Origin of the sequence: Streptococcus salivarius, from assembly GCF_009738225.1 — a bacterium.
Taxonomy (GTDB): domain Bacteria; phylum Bacillota; class Bacilli; order Lactobacillales; family Streptococcaceae; genus Streptococcus.
On sequence record NZ_CP018187.1, the window covers coordinates 561,714 to 585,476 of the forward strand.

At 41.3% G+C, this 23,763-nt stretch carries 19 protein-coding genes and 1 riboswitch; all 19 genes read left to right on the forward strand.

All coding sequences use genetic code 11. The annotated features are described in order from the left end of the window. The first annotated feature begins 21 nt into the window (after positions 1 to 21). The 19 genes from BSR19_RS02870 to BSR19_RS02960 all read left to right on the forward strand — a co-directional run bounded on the left by BSR19_RS02870 (position 22) and on the right by BSR19_RS02960 (position 23,741). Positions 22 to 741 carry a 16S rRNA pseudouridine(516) synthase gene (locus BSR19_RS02870; RefSeq protein WP_156246522.1) on the forward strand — a complete coding sequence of 240 codons (720 nt, stop codon included), beginning with the start codon at positions 22 to 24 and terminating at the stop codon, positions 739 to 741. 248 nt (positions 742 to 989) lie between these two features. After that, positions 990 to 2,135 carry an amidohydrolase gene (locus tag BSR19_RS02875; RefSeq protein WP_156246524.1) on the forward strand — a complete coding sequence of 382 codons (1,146 nt, stop codon included), beginning with the start codon at positions 990 to 992 and terminating at the stop codon, positions 2,133 to 2,135. Between the two features lie 455 nt (positions 2,136 to 2,590). Further along, positions 2,591 to 3,703, forward strand: a complete 1,113-nt coding sequence (gene ald / locus BSR19_RS02880) for an alanine dehydrogenase (protein WP_156246526.1) — start codon at positions 2,591 to 2,593, stop codon at positions 3,701 to 3,703. A gap of 210 nt (positions 3,704 to 3,913) precedes the next feature. Next, positions 3,914 to 4,276, forward strand: a complete 363-nt coding sequence (locus BSR19_RS02885; RefSeq protein WP_231605978.1) for a hypothetical protein — start codon at positions 3,914 to 3,916, stop codon at positions 4,274 to 4,276. 35 nt (positions 4,277 to 4,311) lie between these two features. Next, entirely contained in the window at positions 4,312 to 5,112 is an 801-nt protein-coding gene (locus tag BSR19_RS02890; protein ID WP_060972454.1) for an alpha/beta fold hydrolase, read from the forward strand. A gap of 163 nt (positions 5,113 to 5,275) precedes the next feature. Further along, positions 5,276 to 5,836, forward strand: a complete 561-nt coding sequence (locus tag BSR19_RS02895) for a PepSY domain-containing protein (protein WP_037602048.1) — start codon at positions 5,276 to 5,278, stop codon at positions 5,834 to 5,836. A 102-nt stretch (positions 5,837 to 5,938) separates the two neighbouring features. Continuing rightward, on the forward strand, positions 5,939 to 6,613 hold the full coding sequence (locus BSR19_RS02900) for a response regulator transcription factor (protein ID WP_037602124.1): 675 nt from the start codon (positions 5,939 to 5,941) through the stop codon (positions 6,611 to 6,613). Beyond that, complete coding sequence (locus BSR19_RS02905; protein ID WP_037602050.1) at positions 6,585 to 7,928, forward strand: sensor histidine kinase; 1,344 nt, start codon at positions 6,585 to 6,587, stop codon at positions 7,926 to 7,928. Before BSR19_RS02900 ends, BSR19_RS02905 begins: the two co-directional genes overlap by 29 nt. A 180-nt stretch (positions 7,929 to 8,108) precedes the next feature. Next, positions 8,109 to 9,425, forward strand: a complete 1,317-nt coding sequence (locus BSR19_RS02910; RefSeq protein WP_060972453.1) for an FAD-containing oxidoreductase — start codon at positions 8,109 to 8,111, stop codon at positions 9,423 to 9,425. Positions 9,426 to 9,667: 242 nt separating this feature from the next. Continuing rightward, complete coding sequence (gene mvk, locus BSR19_RS02915) at positions 9,668 to 10,546, forward strand: mevalonate kinase (protein ID WP_060972452.1); 879 nt, start codon at positions 9,668 to 9,670, stop codon at positions 10,544 to 10,546. After that, on the forward strand, positions 10,528 to 11,472 hold the full coding sequence (mvaD, locus tag BSR19_RS02920; RefSeq protein WP_060972451.1) for a diphosphomevalonate decarboxylase: 945 nt from the start codon (positions 10,528 to 10,530) through the stop codon (positions 11,470 to 11,472). Before mvk ends, mvaD begins: the two co-directional genes overlap by 19 nt. Continuing rightward, positions 11,465 to 12,460 (forward strand): phosphomevalonate kinase, encoded by a 996-nt coding sequence (locus BSR19_RS02925; protein ID WP_060972450.1) that lies wholly within the window; start codon positions 11,465 to 11,467, stop codon positions 12,458 to 12,460. Before mvaD ends, BSR19_RS02925 begins: the two co-directional genes overlap by 8 nt. A 48-nt stretch (positions 12,461 to 12,508) precedes the next feature. Next, a complete protein-coding gene (gene fni, locus BSR19_RS02930; protein ID WP_156246531.1) occupies positions 12,509 to 13,513 on the forward strand; it encodes a type 2 isopentenyl-diphosphate Delta-isomerase in 1,005 nt (334 codons plus the stop codon). 463 nt (positions 13,514 to 13,976) lie between these two features. Further along, a riboswitch (M-box (ykoK) riboswitch) is annotated at positions 13,977 to 14,132 on the forward strand. A gap of 224 nt (positions 14,133 to 14,356) precedes the next feature. Then, the gene (gene mgtA, locus BSR19_RS02935) at positions 14,357 to 17,017 is read left to right on the forward strand and encodes a magnesium-translocating P-type ATPase (protein ID WP_002890316.1); all 2,661 of its coding nucleotides are present in this window, start codon (positions 14,357 to 14,359) and stop codon (positions 17,015 to 17,017) included. A 284-nt stretch (positions 17,018 to 17,301) separates the two neighbouring features. Next, a complete protein-coding gene (gene glmU / locus BSR19_RS02940; protein WP_060972449.1) occupies positions 17,302 to 18,684 on the forward strand; it encodes a bifunctional UDP-N-acetylglucosamine diphosphorylase/glucosamine-1-phosphate N-acetyltransferase GlmU in 1,383 nt (460 codons plus the stop codon). A gap of 75 nt (positions 18,685 to 18,759) precedes the next feature. Next, positions 18,760 to 19,308, forward strand: coding sequence for an NUDIX domain-containing protein (locus BSR19_RS02945; protein WP_060972448.1), 549 nt, complete (start codon positions 18,760 to 18,762; stop codon positions 19,306 to 19,308). Positions 19,309 to 19,311: 3 nt separating this feature from the next. Continuing rightward, the gene (macP, locus tag BSR19_RS02950; RefSeq protein ID WP_037602071.1) at positions 19,312 to 19,572 is read left to right on the forward strand and encodes a cell wall synthase accessory phosphoprotein MacP; all 261 of its coding nucleotides are present in this window, start codon (positions 19,312 to 19,314) and stop codon (positions 19,570 to 19,572) included. 66 nt (positions 19,573 to 19,638) lie between these two features. Further along, positions 19,639 to 20,331, forward strand: a complete 693-nt coding sequence (locus BSR19_RS02955) for a 5'-methylthioadenosine/adenosylhomocysteine nucleosidase (RefSeq protein WP_060972447.1) — start codon at positions 19,639 to 19,641, stop codon at positions 20,329 to 20,331. Positions 20,332 to 20,723: 392 nt separating this feature from the next. Further along, on the forward strand, positions 20,724 to 23,741 hold the full coding sequence (locus tag BSR19_RS02960; RefSeq protein WP_156246535.1) for a Spy0128 family protein: 3,018 nt from the start codon (positions 20,724 to 20,726) through the stop codon (positions 23,739 to 23,741). The last annotated feature ends 22 nt before the right edge of the window (positions 23,742 to 23,763 follow it).

Below are 23,763 nucleotides of genomic sequence, written 5' to 3' on the forward strand. Positions count from 1 at the left end.
TATCCGTGGTACAATAAGGTTATGCGTTTAGACAAATTATTAGGACAGGCAGGCTATGGTTCCCGCAATCAGGTCAAGAAGCTCATTCGTAGTCGTCAAGTTTATGTAGACGGTGTCTTGGCGGATCGAGATAATCTTAATGTGGATGCTAGTCTTCAAACTATCACGGTTTCTGGTAAGGAACTGGAGCATACGCCAGAAGTTTACTATCTCATGAATAAGCCAGCAGGTGTAGTGTCAGCTCGAAAGGACAAGGAACACCAAACAGTCATTGATTTGATAAAGCCTGAAGATCAGCGAGAGGGCCTTTATCCTGTGGGGCGTTTGGATAGAGATACGGAAGGCCTGGTGCTGATTACTAACAATGGTCCCTTGGGATTTGCCATGCTTCACCCACGTTATCATGTGGCTAAGACTTATTATGTCGAGGTCAATGATGTTCTTGGGCCTGATGCACCTGCATTTTTTGAGTCTGGTGTTGTTTTTGAAGATGGTACTATTTGTCAATCAGCTCAGCTGGAAATTCTAAGTTCTGCAAGTGACAAGAGCTGTGCTCGAATTACGATTTCTGAAGGCAAGTTTCATCAAGTGAAAAAGATGTTTTTGGCTTATGGCGTCAAGGTAACCTATCTTAAGCGTATTTCTTTTGGAGAGTTTAAGCTTGATGAAGGGTTAGCAGTAGGATCCTACCGAGCGTTAACGGAAGCGGAAAAAGCAATCTTACGTACTTATCTTGGCTAGCAGCCCTATGTGGCTTAAAGTGCGATAGTAACTTTCAATCTCATGATAGGTTCCCTCTATCATGAGACTTAATACTGTAAGGCTCATAATGGCGGCCTTTTCTAGGGGTATAAGTAAAACTTATGACATTCCATAAGTTTTTTTAATTTCTCAAGCCTTGTTTCTGGTGGTATGATGGTATCAATTCGATTGAGAACTGAAGTAAGTCAGGAGCAATGACCAAGTCTAATCAGAGAGGGAGGTTCATTATGACAGAAGCATTTTACAATCATTTAGCAAAGACGCGTCATCAGATTCACCAACATCCAGAGGTTTCTGAGGAGGAGCATGAGACGACAGTCTTTTTGAAAGCTTATTTGAAAAATTTAGGTATTGAGCCTTTAAATTATCCCTTGAAGACAGGACTCATCGCTGAGATTGGGTCAGGTCATCCTATTATTGCCTTGCGTGCTGATATTGATGCCCTACCGATTAAGGAAAAGACAGGACTTCCTTATGCTAGCGACAATGGTGCCATGCATGCTTGTGGTCATGATTTTCACCAGACCTCTCTGATTGGAGCTGCTCATCTTTTAAAAGAAAGAGAAGCAGAGCTTAAGGGGACCGTTCGATTAATTTTTCAACCGGCTGAGGAAAATTTCCAAGGGGCCTATCAGGTCATTGAAGCGGGCGGTATTGAGGGTGTATCAGCTATTATCGGTTATCACAATAATCCTCACTTGAAACCTGGTCAGATTGGTCTTCGTTCAGGTGCTATTATGGCAGGAGTGGAGCAGTTTAGGGTTGATGTCAAGGGTGTTTCGTCCCATGCGGCCCGTCCTGATTTGGGTGTGGATACAGTCTTGGTTACTACGACTATCATTAATAATTTACAGCAAATTGTGGCTCGGACGGTATCGCCCTTTGAATCAGCTGTATTGTCAGTCACTCATATCGAAGTTGGAAATACCTGGAATGTTCTTCCGGCAGCCGGCTTTTTCGAAGGAACGATTCGAACCTTTGAGCCTAAGGTTCGGGAAGATGTCATTGCTCGCTTTGAAAAAGTTGTTCAGGCGACAGCAGACCAGTTTGGTGCTGAGGTAGAGATAAGCTGGGGCAATTCACCTTACGTGACCTACAATGACCATACTCTCACACCACTCATCTTTGAAAATTCTAAAGCCTTCGCAGAAGTGATTGAAACGCTGCCATCAACAGGGGGCGAAGACTTTGCGGCCTATCAAAAGGAAATACCAGGAGTCTTTGCCTTTGTTGGCTCAAATGGTGAAGAAAATGCACCAGACTGGCACCATGATGATTTCCTTGTGAAAGATGAGGCCTTGCCAGTAGCTGTGAATTACTATGTGGAAAACGCCCTTTTTCTACTTGACTATTTTAAGGAGAAAGGCAAATGACCATTCCCTTAATCGGTATTACCAGTAATGAAAAACCTGTTAGGGAGTTGAGAGTTTCACCGACGCGCCATTTATAGGTGTTCAGTAGCATCCTGAGTTTCTCTTGGGACATAAGCTCTTAAAAGACCAAGGACTCTTTGATTATTTTGAATAAAGCTTAAGGACAAGGACTTTAAATTGGTACTACTTTTGATATTGAAAAGGAGGACGTGCTTAAGGAGAAAAAATCTTTTGATCATTTAGTTTACACTTAAGAACCCAGCCGATTGGTTGGGTTCTTTTGTCGTATTTTAGAAGCAAGATTTCAGGACTTAGAAAGGGAGGGAAGATTTTTCACTTGCTATTTTTGAGTTTTTTAGATAAAATGAAAGCGTTATCATTTCAAAAATAGATAGGGAGTGGTCAAGTCATCTTTTTGATGGTTGACCTTATAACTTCCGAATAAGGAGAAACGTATGTTAATTGGTATTCCAAAAGAAATCAAAAATAACGAGAACCGTGTGGCTCTAACGCCTGCTGGTGTGCAAAGTCTTGTAGCTAGGGGACATGTCGTGTTAATCGAAACAAATGCAGGCCTTGGCTCTGGTTTTGCGGATGCAGATTATGCCAATCAAGGTGCTAAAATCGTTGCAACTGCTGCAGAAGCCTGGGCAGCTGAGCTTGTGGTTAAGGTGAAAGAACCTCTTGCAGCAGAATATGGCTTCCTTCGTGAGGATCTTTTACTCTTTACCTACTTGCACATGGCAGCAGCTCCAGAATTGGCAGATGCTATGGTCAATGCTAAGACAACAGGTGTGGCCTATGAAACAGTACGTGGTCAAGAAGGTCACCTACCACTTTTGGTTCCAATGAGTGAAGTTGCAGGACGTATGGCCGTTCAAATCGGTGCTCACTTCTTGACCAAACAAGAGGGTGGCTCTGGCGTTCTCCTAGGTGGGGTACCTGGTGTTCCTAAAGGGAAAGTGACTATTATCGGTGGTGGTGTCGTAGGGACACATGCGGCCCGTATCGCACTTGGACTTGGGGCTCAAGTGACTATTCTTGATATCAGTGCCAAACGTTTGTCTGTCCTTGAGGAAGTCTTTGGTAGCCAAATTCAAACACTTATGTCAAATCCGCTCAATATTGAAGCGAGTGTTCGTGATGCTGATGTGGTTATCGGTGCTGTTCTTATCCCAGGTGCTAAAGCACCGAAACTTGTTACTAACGATATGGTTAAACAAATGCGTCCAGGTTCTGTTATTGTTGACGTTGCCGTTGACCAAGGTGGGGTTGTTGAAACTGCGGATCGCGTGACCACTCACGATGAGCCCGTTTATGAAACACATGGTGTCCTTCACTATGCCGTTGCAAATATCCCAGGAGCTGTGGCACGTACATCAACCATTGCCCTTACCAATGTCACTTTGCCTTATATCGAAGCCCTTGCAGGAAAAGGATTCAGAAAAGCCATTAACGACGACGAAGGTCTTCGTCAAGGGGTTACAACCTACCAAGGTCATATTACTAGCAAACCGGTTGCAAAGGGCTTAGACAGAGAGTATACATCAATTGATGAATTGGCATAAATAGATTATTTAGCATAAACAAAGAGGAGTCGCACCATGATTTGGTTGACTCTTTTTTTGTGGTCTGAGACAAGAAATGCTACAAAGCCGAAACTGTTAGAATTTTTCTAATTTTGCTCTTATTTTATGCTATAATGAGTAGACATATTAAGGGCAGTAATGAGTATCTATAAGGTATTTTATTCATGTTTGCCATTAGGAGGTTTTATCGTGGCCAACCATATTCGTGTGATCACAGTAATTATTTTCTCTCAGCTTGTCGTTCTTTATTTTGGTTTTCGTATGGATGTCTCTTTGACCGAACTGCTAACTACAGTAGCTGTGGCATCTCTGGTTGAGATTATTTATCATGTGAAGTTTGTTCGTAAGATAGGAGCCAATATTTCTTTTGAGACTTTTTGGAAAAACTGTGACCAACTTTTTAGAAAAAATGCTGTGCTGTTGGCTATTTTACTTTGTGATCTGCTTATTTTTAAAGGTGGGGATTTCTTGGCCTTCATTCTTTGGCAAGTTACCTTTGTTGTCTTGGTAAGTATTATCATCATGGCATCAAATAATGCCCCGGACGCATGATACTACTTAAATCTTACAATGAAAGTGTGTAGATAATGTTTACCATTCAAAGAAATCATTTGTCGGACCCAGGTGTAGACTATGTCACTTTTGGTAAGGGAGACAAAACTCTTATTATCATTACGGGATTAAGTTTGCAACGATTAGGTGATATGTCCAACCTTGCCATTTACTCGCTATTTTATCGATACGCTAAGGAGTATACGGTCTATATTTTTGATAGAAGGGACCACATCGAAGAAGGCATTACTATTGAGGATATGGCGGATGACCTTTATCAGTCCTTGCAAGAATTACATATTGATAATGCTCCTATCATAGGCATATCACAGGGAGGTATGATTGCTCAGCTATTTGCTATCAAGTATCCTCAAAAGGTGAAAAAGCTAGTATTAGCTCTGACATTCTCTCGAAATAATGATATCAGTAGAGAAACCATTGGAGGCTGGATTGAAATGGTAGAAAATGGTGAGATAGCTAAGCTCAATAAGGATTCAATGTGTAAAACATTTTCGTCACCTGTTTTAAAGAAATTATATGTGATTAATAAACTATTCTTGAAGACTGTGAGTGTTGAAAAACAAGAACGATTTGTCCGTTTAGCCAACTCTATTCTTGAGTTTGACTGCTATAAGTCGCTTGATAAAATCACTTGTCCGACCCTTGTTCTGGGAGCCAAAAACGATTTAGTTCTGGGTGTGGGTGGTGCAAGGGAACTTGCAAATAGCATTCCAAAAGCCTCCTATTATGAGTTTAGCAAACAGGGGCACGCGGCCTTTATTGAAAGTAATCAATTTAATAAAATGATATTAGAATTTCTGCGAAAGAATGCTTAGGCAGCAAACTCATAAAAATAAATCTAACCACTTACTCTCTCTAAAAAAATCAAAAAAAATAGTAAAAAAGTTATTTATTCATTTTAGATTCATCTTTCTTAGCTAAAATAAAATCATCAAGAGAAACTTGATAAGTTAATAAAAAAGAAAGTTGGAACATATCATGAAAAAAACAATTAAACAAAAAACAGTTATCACACTTGCATCACTTGGTCTCGCATGTAGTTCAGTAGTAGTGTTTGCTAATACTGCTAAAGCTACTAAAAGTACTGGGTCAACTACCCAATCAAGTTTGACGGTAGACCAAGCCAAAGAAAAAGCTCTCAATGAATCAAAAAGTGGTCAGGTAATCGGTTATGAGCAAGAGGCTAAGTTTGGAAAAACTGTTTTTGAAATTACTATTCTTGATGGTCAAAATGAGAAGGAGTACAAAATTGATGGTCAGACAGGGGATGTCTTGAAGTCTAAAACGAAAGACTTGACCAAGGATAAGGATGATAAGCAATTGATTAATGCTAGTTATAAGATTGATTTAGCTGGTGCTGAAAGTCAGGTTAAATCTAAATATCCTAAGTCTACTATTGAAAAATTGCAATTAGATGTTGAGAATAATACACTTGTCTATGACGTTAGTCTAACTGAGGGCAAGAAAGAGATTGATCTTGAACTTGATGCTAATACAGGCCAAATTGTAGAAGAAGACATTGAAACAGAAAAAGATTAATTTTAGTTATTAAAAATCTAAATCTCGACTAGTCCTTTACTAGCCGAGATTTTTCATACGAACATGATATAATATGGGATAAGAGAGTGAGAGTAGATGTCTATGAAAATATTAGTAATTGAAGATGAAGTTGACTTGAACCGAAGCATAGTGAAATTATTAAAGACACAAAAATACAGTGTTGATTCGGCTTATGATGGTCAAGAGGCATTGGATTACATCAAAGTTTCACAGTATGATGTGATTATTTCAGATATTATGATGCCTAAATTAGATGGTTTGGGGGTATTGTCCTACTTGAGAAATCATCATATTAAGACACCGATTTTGTTGTTAACGGCAAAAGATACACTAGAAGACAAGGTGACGGGTTTGGATGCTGGTGCAGATGACTATCTCGTAAAACCTTTTGAATTCGATGAATTGTTAGCTAGAATTCGTGTCATGCTTCGAAGAGATAATAGGGAAAATCTAACCAGTAGTGTGGTTTTTGGAGACTATTGTCTAGATTTTGTGAAAAAAACGTTGACTCAAAATGGCCAGCTGATTGACTTAACCTCTAAGGAATTTGAACTTCTTGAATGCCTGGTTAGACACCCGAATATTGTTTTAAGTCGGGAGCAAATTAGAGAGCATATTTGGGATTTTGATTATGTGGGAGAATCGAATATCATTGATGTGCTAGTCAAGAATATTCGAAAGAAATTGGGGAATCCGTCAATTATTCAGACAAAGAGGGGCATGGGCTATGTTTTCAAAAATGAAGAATCAGACTAAACAACTCTCTATAATTTCGAAGGTAACACTTTGGTATACAGTGTTTGTCTCCTTACTATTCATTGTCATGTTTGTAGCCTCTTTTATCATATCAGGAACTTGGTCTGACTATGAATCACGAAGTGAGTTGGAACAAGAAACGGTAGAATTGTCTACGGATCTTGATGATTTTGAATCCTTTGATGATGGTATCTATTTTGCACTCTACAATCAAAATAAGGAGTTTGAAAAAGGGGCACTCCCAAGTGATTTTGATGCGAATGCTTCCTTTAAGTCTGGTAAATTATCTACCTATAGCAGTTCACAAATGAACTATTATTATTACGATGTTTATAATGCCAAGAAAGGAAAGTGGATTCGTGGTGTGCGAACCGCATCTGGACTGAGTAAGGAATTAACCTTGTTTTTAATTTCGATAGCTATTCTTGCTCCCATTTCAATTCTTGGTATGGCATGGGTAGGACGTCGAATTTTAAAACGTGCATTTGTGCCAATTAAAGATGTGACTCAGATGGCGGAAGAGATTACAGAAAGTAGAGACTACACTAAACGTGTTTCCTCTTCTTATAAGCTGTCTTATGTTGAAACGACACGATTGACCAAAGTTTTTAATGACATGATATCATCGGTCCAGTCGACTTTTGAGAAAGAAAAGCGGTTTAATCAAAATGTTTCTCATGAACTTAGAACACCACTTTCTGTCATCTTGTCTGAAAGTGAGTTTGGTTCGAAATATGCTGATAGTCTGGAAGAATCCAAAGAATCCCATACTATCATAAACCGTCAGGCGAAATTAATGAAAAATATGACGGAGCAAATTTTGGAGTTGTCTAAAACTCAGAAGCTTAATTGGAATGATTTAGAAAGATTATCGTTGTCAAGCCTGATATCAGAATATTGCCAGGCACAAGAAAGAAAGTGGGCAGAATCAGCTATTGATTTTAAAGTAGCTATTGAACCCAATTTATGGATAAAGGGTGAGAAGTTACTTGTCATCCGAATGCTAGATAATCTGCTGAGTAATGCTATGAAATTTACTCGTACTAGTATTTCCATTACTCTTGAAAGGGTGGACAATCAGGCTCTTTTAAAAGTGGCAGATGATGGTATTGGTATCTCAGAAGACCAGCTCAATAAAATCTGGGACCGTTTTTATCAGGTCGAAGATTCTCGAAACAAATCGCTCAATAGTGGTGTTGGGTTAGGTTTATCCTTTGTCAAAGATATTGCAGAGTTACACCGGGCAGAACTTGATATTCAGTCTAAAGAAGATGTTGGGAGTAGCTTTATGATTCGTTTCCCTCTATGTGATTAGGAAAATGGGGTGAGTCTAAAAAGTAGTTATTTCTAGCTAGACTATTTTAAAGTCTTACAGTTTAGCTTCTATATTGAACTAGGGGGAGGTTACTAAACTTCCCCTTTTTGATTTACGGATCAGATATGTGCAGTCTGAAAAATTAAATGATAGAATGGCAATAGATAGGAGGATACAGAAATGTTAAACTATGATTTGATTGTTATCGGTTTCGGTAAAGCCGGTAAAACTCTGGCTGCTAAGATGAATGCAGCTGGTAAGAAAGTTGCTGTCATCGAGCGCAGTAAAGCGATGTATGGTGGTACTTGCATTAATATTGCGTGTATCCCAACCAAGACTATGATTGTTGCGGCTGAGAAGGGCTGGTCATTTGACGACACCATGAAGGAACGTGGTGCAGTGACTGGTCGTCTTAATGCTAAGAATTATAAAATGTTGGCAGACAATGGCGTTGATGTCATTGATGCAGAGGCACATTTTGTGTCAAATAAGGTTATTGAAGTAGTGGCTGGTGATGACCGCCAAGAGCTTACAGCTGAGACTATTGTTATCAATACTGGTGCTGTATCTAATGTCTTGCCTATTCCTGGCTTGACAACAACTGAGCATGTCTACGATTCAACTGGTATTCAAACCCTTGAAGCCTTGCCAAAACGTCTGGGTGTCCTAGGTGGTGGTAATATCGGTCTTGAATTTGCTGGCCTTTTTAACCGTTTGGGAAGCCAAGTGACTGTCTTGGATGCTGCGACTAGCTTCTTGCCACGTGTGGAGCCATCTATTGCTAAGTTGGCCAAGGAATACATGGAAGAGGACGGCATTGTCTTTGAGCAAGGTGTTAAAACTTCTGAAGTTAAGAATGACGGTGATGAAGTTGTCGTTGTTACTGACAAAGGTGAGTTTCGTTTTGATGCTCTCCTCTATGCGACAGGACGCAAGCCTAATATCGAACCCCTTCACTTGGAAAATACAGATATTGCCTTGACAGAACGTGGCGGTATTCAGGTTAATAAGCATTTAGAAACAAGTGTTCCTGGTGTCTTTGCGGTGGGTGATGTTAATGGTGGTCTCCAATTCACTTACATTTCACTAGATGATTTCCGTATTGTCTTTAATTACTTGACAGGGGATGGTAGCTATAACCTTGAAACACGTGGAGCAGTTCCAACTGCCATGTTCCTCAACCCACCTTTGGCACAAGTTGGTCTTACTGAAGATCAAGCCAGAGCAGCAGGTGGACCAGTTGCTGTCAAGGAACTTCCAGTTGCTGGCATGCCTCGTGGTCATGTTAATGGCGATTTGCGTGGTGCCTTCAAAGCTGTGGTAAATCCTGAAACTAAGGAAATTTTGGGAGTGACCCTCTTTGGTCAAGAATCTCATGAAATTATCAATCTAATTACCCTAGCGATGAATCATCACATTCCATACACAGATTTGGCTAAACAAATCTTTACTCACCCAACTATGGCTGAAAACCTAAACGATTTGTTTGCGATTTAAAATGAAAAGAGCCGAAAGGCTCTTTTTTTGAAAACATATCTCTAATACAAAGCGACACTCTAGGTTAGATGTCGCTTTTTTTGCGCTTTGATGATAAGATAGAAGTGACATAGGAAAATTCCTTAGATTGGTGCTCTTTGTCTCCTTTGAATGCTTGATTGACCTTGAGTCACCACTAGAATCTGTATGAAAAATCTAGAAAGACACTCGCCTGCAAATTCGTCTGTGAGTGTGTGTAATTTATGACTAAGAAAGTAGGAGTGGGCAAGGCTCACAGTAAGATTATTTTGATGGGGGAGCACTCGGTCGTTTATGGTCATCCTGCCCTTGCCCTCCCTCTTAAGGATATTGAGGTTGTCTGTCAGATTCAGGCGGCTGAGACTCCTTTGACGCTCAAGGCTCAAGATCCCTTGACGACAGCGATTTTTTCAGCGCTTAATTATCTGGAAATCAAGAATCAGCCTATCAGCTATGCTATTAAGTCTAGTGTTCCTGAAAAGCGTGGCATGGGGTCGTCTGCGGCTGTAGCCATTGCGGCTATTCGTGCGGTCTTTGATTATTTTGATCAGGAGCTTAGCCAGGAGACCTTGGAAATGCTAGTTCATCAGGCGGAGACCATTGCCCATAGTAAACCTAGTGGTTTAGATGCAAAGACCTGCTTGAGTGACAAAGCCATTAGCTTTACGCGTAATATCGGTTTCAAGGAAATCGAGGTCAATTTAGGTGCCTATCTGGTCATTGCTGATACGGGTATCCATGGAAATACCCGTGAGGCTGTGGAAAAGGTTGAGGCTATTGGTTTAGATGCCTTGTCAGATCTCAACCAACTGGGCGAATTAAGTAAGAAGGCAGAACACGCCCTCGAAGCTAAGGACCAAAATACTCTTGGACAGCTCATGTCTCAAGCCCATAATCACCTTAAATCTTTAGGGGTGTCTTGTGATTTGTCGGATTTTCTAGTAGCAACTGCTCTGGAGCAAGGTGCACTGGGAGCCAAGATGTCAGGTGGAGGACTTGGTGGCTGTATTATTGCACTGACAAGTACTAAAGACCAAGCCCGAACGATTGCTAAAAAACTTCAAGAAAAAGGAGCCGTAAACACGTGGATAGAAAGCCTGTAAGCGTCAAATCGTACGCAAATATTGCTATTGTCAAATACTGGGGTAAGGCGGATGCGGAGCGTATGATTCCTTCAACCAGTAGTATCTCACTGACTTTGGAAAATATGTATACGGAAACCAAGTTATCTTTTCTGCCTGAGGATGCGACTGGTGATGTCATGTATATAGATGATGAGCTCCAAGGGGAAAAAGAAACAACCAAGGCCAGCAAGGTTTTAGATCTCTTCCGTACTAATCCAAACCAACATGTCAAGATTGAAACTTGGAACAACATGCCAACAGCAGCGGGTCTATCATCAAGTTCCTCAGGACTTTCTGCCCTAGTTAAAGCAGCCAACGAGCTCTTCCAAGTCGGAAAAACGCAGTCTGAATTGGCTCAAATTGCCAAGTTTGCTTCAGGTTCGTCATCACGGTCCTTCTTTGGACCATTGGCAGCTTGGGACAAGGATAGCGGTGAAGTTTACCAAGTGGAAACAGACCTCAAATTGGCTATGATTATGCTGGTTTTGACAGATCAAAAGAAACCCGTATCAAGCCGTGACGGTATGAAATTGTGTACCGAAACATCGACTTCTTTCCCAGAGTGGATTAAACAGTCTGAGCAGGATTACAAGGATATGTTAGACTACCTCAAGGCTAATGATTTCCAAGCGGTCGGTGAGCTCACTGAAGCTAATGCTCTTCGTATGCATCAAACAACAAGTACGGCTAACCCACCATTTTCATATCTAACGGAAGCCTCTTATCAGGCTATGGACAAGGTTAGGGCTCTCCGTGCCTCTGGTGAGCAGTGTTACTTTACTATGGATGCAGGACCAAATGTTAAGGTGCTCTGTCTGGAAGAAGACCTAGACCGCCTAGCAGACCACTTCCGTAAGGACTATCAGGTCATTGTTTCACGCACCAAGGAGTTACCAGATGCCTAAGCAGTCGGTCAATCAGGTCACAGTAAAAACAGGTGGGAAACTCTACATTGCTGGAGAATACTCAGTCTTAACAGCTGGGCAGACAGCCCTAATCCAATTTATTCCCATTTTCATGTCAGCAGAGGTCAAGAAAGCACAAACTACCCAGTTGTCCTCAGACATGTTTGACTATAGTGTTAGTCGTGAGCCAGACGCAAATTACGCCCTCATTCAAGAGGCCTTGAATACTTTTGAGGCCTTTTGTGGTGAGAAGTTACCCGCTCTGGACCTTTCCATCACTGGAAAGTTGGAACGAGATGGGGTTAAATTTGGTATCGGTTCTTCGGGTTCTGTTGTGGTATTGACCCTCAATGCCTTGGCAGCAGCCCTTCAGAAAGACTTATCCAAAGACATTCTCTTTAAATTAGCTAGCTACACCCTCCTCAAGCAAGGAGATAATGGTTCTATGGGAGATTTAGCTTGTATCGTATACGAGGATCTGATTTCCTATCGTTCTTTTGACCGTGAAAAAATAGCAGAGCTTATAGACCAAATAACTCTATCAGAGCTTTTGGATAAAGACTGGGACTATCGTATCAGTCCTGTAGTGCCAGTTCTCCAAGCTCACTTTTTGGTGGGGTGGACCAAGCAAGCTGCTATTTCAAAAGACATGGTTAAGATGGCCAAATCTCGTATATCAAGCAAGTATCTAAGTGAAACTGAAGCGGCTGTTCAAGCTGCTATCAAGGCTCTGGAAACAGGAGATAAGAACTTGCTTAAGAGCAGCCTTCAAACTGTCAGTGACCAGTTGGAATCACTTAGTCCAGATATTTATGTGGCCAAGCTGAAAAAACTCAAAGAAGCTGAGCAAGGCCTAGATGCCATTGCTAAGTCCTCTGGAGCAGGAGGTGGAGACTGTGGTATCGCCTTTGCCTTTGACCAAGCTAGCCGAGCTGCTCTAGTCGAGCGTTGGCAACAGGAAGGTATAGAGCTTTTGTATGAGGTTTAGGGGTCAGCTAAGTAGACATTATCACGCAAGAAAGTAAAGAAATAACCTATGACAAATCGTAAAGACGATCACATCCGTTATGCCCTTAAGTACCAGTCGCCCTACAATAGTTTTGACGATATGGAACTTATCCACAAGTCTCTACCGACTTATGATTTAGATCAGATTGACTTGTCCACACATTTTGCGGGACGAGCTTGGGATTTTCCCTTTTATATCAATGCCATGACAGGTGGTTCCGCCAAGGGTGGTGCTGTTAATCGAAAATTAGCTGAGGTGGCCAGCCGCACAGGTATTCTCATGGTGACGGGTTCCTACAGTGCTGCTCTAAAGGGAGAAGAACCAGAATCATTTGACTATCGCCAAGAGTTTCCAGACATAGACCTAGCGACTAATATCGGTGTGGATAAGTCTGTGGACCTGGGCATTAAGACGGTGGAAACTATGAACCCAGTCTTTTTACAGCTCCATGTTAATCTTATGCAGGAGCTTCTCATGCCTGAGGGAGAGCGTATTTTCCATACCTGGAAGGAAAATGTGGCGGCTTATGCACAGAAAATAGAGGTTCCTCTTGTGCTTAAGGAGGTCGGCTTTGGTATGGATGTGGAAACCATTCGTTACGCCATGTCTCAGGGCATCAAAACTGTGGATATCTCAGGTCGTGGTGGAACTAGCTTTGCCTATATTGAAAATAGTCGAGGCGGCAACCGTGATTACCTAAATGACTGGGGACAAAGTACGGTTCAGACCCTCCTGCAAGCCCAAGATCTTCGTGAAGATGTGGAAATCTTAGCCTCTGGTGGCGTGCGCAATCCACTTGATATGGTTAAATGTCTGGTCTTAGGAGCAAAAGGTGTAGGCCTCTCACGAACTGTCCTTGAATTGGTGGAACGTTACCCTGTGGATAAGGTTGTGGCTATCGTTAATGGCTGGAAGGATGACCTTCGTCTCATCATGTGTGCCCTTGATTGTCGAACTGTTGATGAGCTCAAGTCTGTGGATTACATCTTACATGGTAAGCTACAAGGGACTTATATCAAGCAAAGAAAGTAGGAAAGAGCCAAGTGCTCTTTTTTAATTTTTAAAGATGGTAAAACAATTTCTCTAGGCGATGATATTATGGAGACATGATTTTAACACCGGTCAAGGATAAATAATGACATTCTTGATTTGACTTGTTTCTAGCGAGCAAAGCGAGCACTTAACGAGACTTTCCGCTGTGAGAAAAGTTCTAGAAATACAAGTATTTCTAGAACTCGGAATTTTTGAGAGTAAAACAGTTTGGGGAACTGTTTTAGCCTGAGCCTAGAAATTAAAAAGTGAAGGGGCTCAAAAATTAGTCATGGAGCTTCGAAGAAGTTCGCTGACGTCCGCACTCACTTAAGGAAAGTCTAAAAAAATCCATTTTACAAAAGAATATCTTACAAAAAAGAGCGGAAGCTCTTTTTTTATTACCCACTCAAGCAAAAAGTAACTTTTCCCCTTGACAAGTTACCGCCTTAGGAGTATTATTTTCAGTGAAATACGGTAGGTGAGGCTACCACAAGGATACGGATGACTACCGCAAAGCAGTGGAGACACTACTCGTTGGTCAACAGTCCTGATCGTCAAGGTCAAGACTAAGCTCATTTCATCGCCTTGCGGAGCTAAAGCTTGAACGGTCCATTTTTTGACAGAATCTATTAAAAAATCAACCTCGAGTTTATAGAGTCTTACCTGTATATGGGTAGGACTCTTTTCTTTTGTCTGAGGTCCACCCACTATGTAAAAAAATGAAAGGAGAAACCTATGAGACTAATCGACGATCACCCCGAACCGCACCTAACCAGTCAATCGCTGATTAGTGTCTTAGGGACTCCATAAGTGATTGGCTCCTGATTAAATAAGGAGATTCCAATGTCAACAAATAAAGAAAGACTTATTGCTGCTCTTCAAGAGCCACTTGAAACAACCCTTACTCGCTACAAGACTCATTTGGATGGCTTGAAGGAAGACCAAGTAGAAGAAAACCGTGACCTTTATGGGGAAAATGTCATAACCAAAGGACAAGAGGATTCTATCATCAAAAAGATTTATGAATCTATCATCAATCCCTTTACTGTCATTCTCTTAGTCATTGCTCTGGTTTCCTTTATCACCAATGTCTGGCTTGCTAAACCGGGTGAAGAAGACCCAACGACTTCTATCATCATTGTCACTCTAGTTTTGATATCTGGTGGTATCCGTTTTATTCAAGAACTTCGTAGCGACAAGGCTGCCAGTAATTTGTCTCGCATGATTGTCAATACAGCAACAGTACTTCGAGATGGCAGTGAGCAAGAAATCCCAATTGATGAAATTGTGGTTGGTGATGTGGTCAAACTAAGTGCGGGAGATATGATTCCGGCTGATGTGGTCTTACTAGATTCTCGTGATTTCTTTGTTCAACAGTCTGGCTTGACAGGTGAAAGTGATGCTGTGGAAAAAGCTTGTCTGGCTAAAGCAGATGGTCAAAATCTAGAGAGCCTGCTTGAAAGTGAGAGCCTTGCTTTCATGGGAACTAATGTTATCTCTGGTCGTGCAACAGCCTTGGTTTTAGTTGTTGGTGATGAAACCATGATGGGAGCAATTGAGCAGACCATCAATACTTATGACGAACCAACTTCATTTGAACGTGAGATGAATTCCATTTCTTGGCTCTTGATTCGACTCATGTTGGTTATGGTTCCTGTTGTTTTTGTGATTAACGGTTTAACAGATGGGGACTGGCTTGAAGCCGGCGTCTTTGCCCTTAGTGTGGGAGTCGGTTTGACCCCAGAAATGTTGCCGATGATTATCACAGCCAGTCTTGCCAAGGGTTCTATCATTATGGCCAAGGAAAAGGTGGTCATCAAAAAACTTAATGCTATTCAAGACCTAGGGGCTATCGACATCCTTTGTACGGATAAGACAGGAACCCTGACTCAGGATGAAATCGTTCTTGAGTACCCTCTTGATATCCATGGTGACCTTGACCTATCAGTACTTCGGAGAGCCTATCTTAATTCTTATTTCCAAACTGGCTTAAAAAATCTTATGGACCGTGCCATTATTAGCCGAACTGAAAGAGAAGCTAAGAAACATGACATCGTTCGTGACCTTGACCAGACCTTCCACAAGATTGATGAGCTACCTTTTGATTTTGAACGTCGTCGCATGAGTGTCATTGTTCAAGACACTGATGGATTTGTTAGCATGGTGACAAAAGGTGCCCTTGAAGAAATGCTCTCTGTTTCTAACTATGTGGAATACAAGGGAGACATTATCCCATTGACTGACGATGTTCGTGAGGAAGTCCTTGCGGAAGTTGCACAGTTGAATGAACAAGGTTTGCGTGTTCTCGGTGTTAGCTACAAATCACAGCTTAATGAAAATGACGTCTTTAGTGTCGAAGATGAAAGTGATATGATTTTGACGGGATATCTTGCCTTCCTTGACCCACCAAAACCATCAGCAGCACCTGCTATCAAGGCTTTGGCGGAATATGGTGTGACCACAAAAATTTTGACTGGAGACAATGATAAGGTGACACAGGCTGTCTGTGAAAAAGTTGGTCTAGATGTGACGCACATTCTACTTGGAAGTGATCTTGATACCATGTCAGATCAAGATTTGGCTAAGGCTGTGGAAACGACAACAGTCTTTGCTAAGTTATCCCCAGACCAAAAGGCACGAATTATCCTAAGCCTTAAGGAAAATGGGCATAAGGTAGGCTATATGGGTGATGGTATCAACGATGCCCCATCCATGAAGGTGTCAGATGTGGGGATTTCTGTGGATACAGCTGTTGATATCGCCAAAGAAACTGCAGATGTTATCTTGCTTGATAAGGATTTAATGGTCTTGGAAAAAGGTTTGGTTGAAGGACGGAAGGTCTATGCTAATATGACCAAATATATCAAGATGACCGTTTCTTCAAATTTCGGGAATATCTTTTCTCTCCTCTTTGCCAGCATTTTCTTACCATTCCTACCAATGGCACCTGTGCATTTGATTGTCCTAAATCTTGTCTATGATATCTCTTGTATCGCCCTTCCATTTGACAATGTGGACAAGGAATTTCTTAAAGAGCCACATATCTGGGAAGCTAAATCAATCATGCGTTTCATGGCTTGGATAGGACCTATTTCGTCCGTATTTGATATTTTGACATATATCTTGCTCTATTTCATCATTGTGCCAATGATTTTGGGGCATGGCTATGTTCATGGTTCACCAGAAGCAGCAGCCTTTATCATTATTTTCCAAACAGGTTGGTTTATCGAATCTATGTGGTCTCAAACCATGGTTATCCACATGTTACGTTCACCAAAACTACCATTTATTCAAAGTCACCCAGCACTATCAGTTGTTGTGACAACCTTATTTGCTGCTTTCTTTGTGACTTCTCTTCCATACAGTCCATTGGCTAGTCTCTTAAAACTCAGCCATCTAAACGGTCTCTATTTCATTCTCTTGTTTATCATCATTACTTTATATATGCTTAGTGTTACCTTTGTGAAGCATATCTATATTAAGAAATACAAAGAATGGTTATAGGATAACTATTCTTAGAAAAAGAGCGTCAGCTCTTTTTTCATTACCTTTCATTCTGCCAAAACCTTTTCATTTATGGTATAATAGGGCGATTATAGATAATCAGAGGCCCTAAAAAACGTCAGTTATGAGGACATATTTTCTAAGAAATGAGAGACTATGTTTTCAAGGCCCCTTTCTTTCGTAGGCTATCCCAGTGGGAGGTGGAGGCCCTGAGATTTGGGGCTCAAGGCTAAGACCGCCTCGAAGGAAACCATCACAAAAAAATCTTAAGAAGGAAAAAGAAAATGAGTAATTACGCTATTATACTTGCTGCGGGTAAAGGAACTCGCATGAAATCAGATCTTCCAAAAGTATTGCACAAGGTTTCAGGCATCACTATGCTTGAGCATGTTTTCCGTGCAGTTTCAGCTATCGAACCAGCTAAAAACGTTACTGTTATTGGTCACAAGGCTGAGCTTGTTCGTGAGGTTTTGGACGGTCAATCTGCCTTCACTATGCAAACTGAGCAGTTGGGGACTGGTCACGCAGTAATGATGGCTGAAGATGAGTTGGCTGGACTTGAAGGGCAAACGCTTGTTATCGCCGGTGACACGCCTTTGATTACTGGTGAAAGCCTTAAAAACCTTATTGATTTCCATGTTAATCACAAAAATGTTGCGACTATCTTGACTGCAACTGCCGACAATCCATTTGGTTATGGTCGTATTATCCGTAACGAAAATGGCGAAGTGACTAAGATTGTTGAGCAAAAAGATGCCAACGAGTTTGAACAACAGGTTAAAGAAATCAATACAGGGACTTACGTTTTTGATAATAAACGCCTCTTCGAAGCACTTAAAAATATCAACACTAACAACGCTCAAGGGGAATACTATTTGACTGATGTTATTTCTATTTTCCGTGAGAATGGTGAAAAAGTAGGTGCCTTCACTCTTCGTGACTTTGAAGAAAGTCTCGGGGTTAACGACCGTGTTGCCTTGGCTACGGCAGAAGATGTTATGCGTCGTCGCATCAACCAAGCTCACATGGTTAATGGTGTTACTTTCCAAAATCCAAACGCCACTTATATCGATGTGGATGTGGAAATTGAGCCAGACGTTGTCATTGAAGCTAATGTGACACTTAAAGGTAAAACTAAGATTGGTGCAGAGTCAGTGCTTACCAATGGGACTTATATTGTTGATTCAACTATCGGTGCCAATACTGTTATCACTAACTCTATGATTGAGCATTCAGTGGTTGAAAAAGGTGTTACCGTTGGTCCATTTGCCCATGTTCGTCCAGATTCAACCCTCAAAAAAGATGTTCATATCGGTAACTTCGTCGAGGTTAAGGGTTCTACTATCGGTGAAAATACCAAGGCTGGTCACTTGACCTACATTGGTAATGCGGAAGTTGGTTCTGACGTTAACTTTGGTGCAGGGACAATCACTGTAAACTATGATGGTCAACATAAATTCAAGACCCAAATTGCTAACAACGTCTTTATCGGAAGCAATTCAACTTTGATTGCACCGCTTGAAATCGGGGACAATGCACTTACAGCAGCTGGTTCAACCATTACAGAGAATGTTCCAGCTGACAGCGTAGCCATTGGACGTGGCCGTCAGGTCAATAAAGAAGGTTATGCTACTAAGAAGCCTCATCATCCAAGCCAACATAAGTAGGCTTAAGCCTATCTAAGTCTTACTTCTATTGGAGAGATGATTTAGATTGGGGTTATAGATTAAAGGAGTCAAGTCATGGAGTTTGAAGAAAAAACACTCAAACGTGAGTCAAAATTTAAGGGACATATTTTTGAAGTTGCAGTAGACGAGGTCCTCTTGCCAGACGGTAAGACGGCTGGTCGTGAGCTCATCTTCCACAAGGGAGCAGTAGCTGTTTTAGCGGTTACCCCAGAAGGAAAAATCATTATCGTCAAACAATACCGCAAGGCTATTGAGGCGGTTTCCTACGAGATTCCTGCGGGTAAACTGGAAGTTGGTGAGGCTGGTGAAGAGATGGCTGCAGCAGCGCGTGAACTTGAAGAGGAGACCCAGTATAAGGGTGAACTTAAATTGATTCATGAGTTTTACACAGCCATTGGTTTCTGTAATGAAAAAATCAAGCTCTATGTGGCTACAAACCTCAAGCCTGTTGAAAATCCACGCCCACTTGACGAAGATGAGTTTCTTGAAATCTATGAGTTGACTTATGAGGAATGTATGGAACTTGTAGCTTCGGGGGCTATTCAAGATGCTAAAACCATCATCGCTCTCCAATACTATGCACTTCATTTTGGAGGAAAATAAGTTATGAGTAAGCCACTTTTGACTGACGATGTCATTGAGCAGGCTAAGCGTGGGGAAATCGATTTAGAGGAACATCCTTATTATGAGGACTATGATCAAGAGTTCTATGATGAGGACTATGAAGCTAATTATCAGCCCTCTGCTTACAAGAGCCGTCGGATTGAGAATGCTAAACGCAATCAATTCCAGCACAAGCTTAATCGCATCCTCTTTTGGGTTGTCGTCCTCTTGATTATTCTCTTCATTGCTGTCTTTTATTTCTAATAAGTCTATGAGTCAGATAGCTCTGTCTACTGATTCAGACAAGATTACAAGCTGAAAAGGAACTATATGAAAATTGGAATTATCGCTGCCATGGAGCAGGAGTTAGTGCTTCTAGTGGAGCAATTGGAAAATAAGGTTGAAGAAACTGTTCTTGGCAATACCTACTACACAGGACGCTTGGGAAAACACGACGTCGTTTTGGTGCAATCAGGTGTTGGTAAGGTTATGTCAGCCATGTCTGTGGCTGTTCTGGCCGACCACTTTGGCGTTGATGCCCTCATTAACACTGGTTCTGCAGGAGCAGTAGCACCTGGGCTCAAAATTGGAGATGTCGTTGTGGCATCAAAATTGGCCTATCACGATGTTGACTTGACAGCATTTGGCTATGATTATGGCCAAATGTCTATGCAGCCACTTTACTTTGAAAGTGACCCTAGCTTTGTAGAGACTTTTGAAAAGGTTTTGGCTCAAGCCTCTATCGACTCTAAAATTGGTCTTATTGCGACTGGTGATAGCTTTATTGCAGGTCAGGATAAGATTGATGCTATTAAAGGGCACTTTCCAGAAGTCTTAGCCGTGGAAATGGAAGGAGCAGCCATTGCTCAAGCTGCACACAGTGTCAAGAAACCTTTCATCGTTGTTCGTGCTATGAGTGATACAGCAGCCCATGACGCTAATATTACTTTTGACGAATTCATTATTCAGGCGGGGAAACAATCAGCTGCTATCTTAGTGGAGTTTCTCAAAGAGCTTGCCTAAAATACTTTAAATGAGTATTTATGCTCATTTTCTTAATTAATTTAAAGACGACTGCTATTCCTTTAAGAATGGCAGTTTTTTTCTTCCTTTAGACAAGATAATCTTCTCATTTTTCGAAGAGAAAATCTGAATTTTAGTATTTTTTAGACAAAATTTGAATTAAAATTATGACAATAAAATGAGAAAGAAAAACAATATTAAAAGAGAGACTCCGAAAGAAAGCCTATAATATAAGGGTTTAAAAATTTCACTATCTATTGATATCTTAGAAATCTTTACAAAACCTCCAAAGGGGTAAATAATTTTCTTGCAAAGTTCTGAAAATAGTGTATAATTCTGGTTGAAAAGGGTTACAAAAATGTTAAGATTTGTAAAAATGGGAGGATAGAATCATGAATAACCTATTCGGTGATTCGAGGCAGCGTTTCTCCATCCGTAAGTTTACGGTGGGCGTTGCTTCGGTCTTACTTTCGTCTGCAGTTTTTGGTGTAAGTACCGCTAATGCAGAACAAGCTGAAGAGCCTACGGGACAGCCAGCTACGAGTGTACTTGAGGAAGCCAGTGAGTCTGATGGTGGGGGCCAAAGGACAAACACTAGTTCTTCAAGTCAAGAAGTGACAGCTGAACCTACTGCTCAGGCAGAAAGTACAAGTGCTATCTCAGTGACTGCTATTTCTAGTGAAGTTGCGCGTCAAGAGCAAACGGTTGCAAGTTCTGAGCAAACGCGTTCATCACAAGATAAGACTAGTGAGGGGCTAAGTGAGAAACCTGTTACAGTCAATGAAACACGAGAAGCTAGTGCTAGCGAACTTGCTGCAGCAAGTAATAGTAGTTCCACTTCATCTGATAATTTCGGACTTAAGGTTACCAATCTAAGTCGTCCAATTCCAGCGGATGTCAAGGTGACTAAGACAGGAACTGAAATTAATGTTCAAAATCCTGATGTGGAAATGGAATTTCCAAATGGAAATAGCAAGTATGCTACTAGCAAGGTTGTTTACCACAATATTCCTTTCCCTGATGATATGACCATCAATGAAGGGGATCAGGTCATTTTTAATTTGCCTGAGCAGTTGCGATTCCGTACTAGATACGATATTAATGTCTATAATCCAGACAATCAAATTGTAGGTCTGGCTCAAATTGATCCTGAGAAGAATCGTGTCACAACGACCTTTAATAACTATTTCCAAACACATCCCAACAATAAGCTCATGAGTTTGGAGTTGGATACCCTTTATTCTGAAGAAGTAGATGAAGGGGAACATCTTACTCTTGATTTTGAGGGACGTATCATTCATGTTTCAGTGGGTAAAGTGCAGTCACCTCCTCCAGATCAAGAGGTTATTTCTAAGTGGGGTAGTCAAGACAAGAATGATCCTACGCTTTTGAATTGGCAGATGCGTCTTAACTACTCACGTCGTGTTCTTAACAACTTGAGATTGATTGACACTTGGTCTGACAATCAACGATTTGTGGACGGTTCTTTGCAACTCCGCTACATTGATTCGGCAGATCCTTGGATTGACAAGGGATCAGCTATGGACCTGATTAAGAGTTTCTCTTATGACGACACCCATTTTGAGCTTAAACTCAATCAGTTGGACCGCATGGTTTATGTTTGGTATCAAACCCGTTTGACAAAACCTGTTGAAGAATCAACCAACCCTGTCAACCGTATTAAACTCCATGCGGATGTTGTTTCTGATTCTTACAAGTCAACCATTCGCTTAGTTGGAGGTCGTGGAGATGCCATCGGGGATAATCTCGCTCATTTCAATCTTGAACTTGAGAAGGACTTGGCAGGCAGAGACCTCAAGGACAAAGAATTTACCTTCAAACTGGTTGATGTGACGGATAGTGCCAATCCTGTTGACTTAGGGGAAACCACTAATGATGCCAAGGGTAAAATTGTCTTTTCAAATCTCTCACTTAGCAAGCCAGGCGTCTATCATTATCGTGTGACTGAAGTTCCAGGAAATGACGAAGATGTGGTATACGACAAACTCGAAGCCAATATCACTATTCAGGTTGTTCGTGAAACTGTAGATAACCAAGTTAAATTGGTTGCTAAGGTTGCCTATCCAGAAGACGTTATCTTTAACAATAAATTAGTAACACCAGCCAAGGCCAAAATTGCATTTGGTAAGGAATTGACCAAGGCAGGTGTTAAGCAAGGTCTAAAAGCAGATCAATTCCAATTTGTCCTTAAAGACCGTTTTGGAAAAGTCCTTGAGACTGTTGGAAATACAGCTGACGGTCAGGTTGCCTTTAGTGAGTTGACCTTTAACAAGGTAGGTACCTACAACTACACTGTTGAAGAACTTGCAGGTAAGGATGATGCAATTGTCTATGATACGATGAAAGCTGCTGTTTCTATCACGGTAACACGTGATGGTGATGCTCTTGTTTCAACCGTAGTTAATCCAAAAGACACTATCTTTAACAACAAGTTTGTGACTCCAGCTAAAGCTGCTATTCAGTTCAGTAAGGAATTGACTAAGGCAGGTGTTAACCAAACTTTGACTGCTAATGAGTTCCAATTTGTCCTCAAAGATAGTGCAGGCCATATTGTCGAAACTGTTGGAAATACAGCTGATGGTCGTGTTGCATTTAGTGAACTTCACTTTGATAAGGCAGGAACTTACACTTATACTGTTGAAGAAGTTAAGGGAACTAACGAAGATATCATCTATGATGGTATGAAAGCGACTGTCTGGATTACAGTGACCCGAGATGGCGATGCTTTGGTATCAACGGTCGCTAATCCAAAAGACACTGTCTTTAATAACTATGTGAAAGAAGTGCAACCAGCCAAGGCCAAATTCGAATTGACCAAGGTTCTTACGGGCCGTAACCTCAAAGATGGTGAATTTAGTTTCGTTCTTAAGGACGACAAGGGTAATGTTATCCAAACAGTGACCAATAATGCACAAGGAAACATTAGTTTTGAAAACATTGTCTATGACAAACCAGGTGTTTACTACTACACTGTTGAAGAAGTCAAGGGCAATGAAGCCGATGTGGTTTATGATAACATGGTAGCTAAATTCCAGGTGACTGTTACCAAGACTGTGGGTGAAAAGGAAAATCTGCTTGTAGCAGCAGTTCTCCTTCCTTTGGATACAGAATTTAACAATAGTTACATTCCTCCAAAACCTCCTACACCGCCAACACCACCAAGTGTCCCACCGACACCACCAGTGGTTCCGCCAACACCACCAACACCGCCTACTCCACCGGTGACGCCAAAACCAGCTAAGCCAGTTCAATCCTCTGAGAAATCAGGACCTCAACTTCCAGAGACTGGTCAAGCTAACGATACTGCCTTGCTTGCCCTCGGTGTGGCAGCAGAAATGGCAGCAGTCATGGGTGTAGCATATAGCCATCGTCGCCGTAAAGACGTTTAAGATGATGACCTAAAAGATCGAG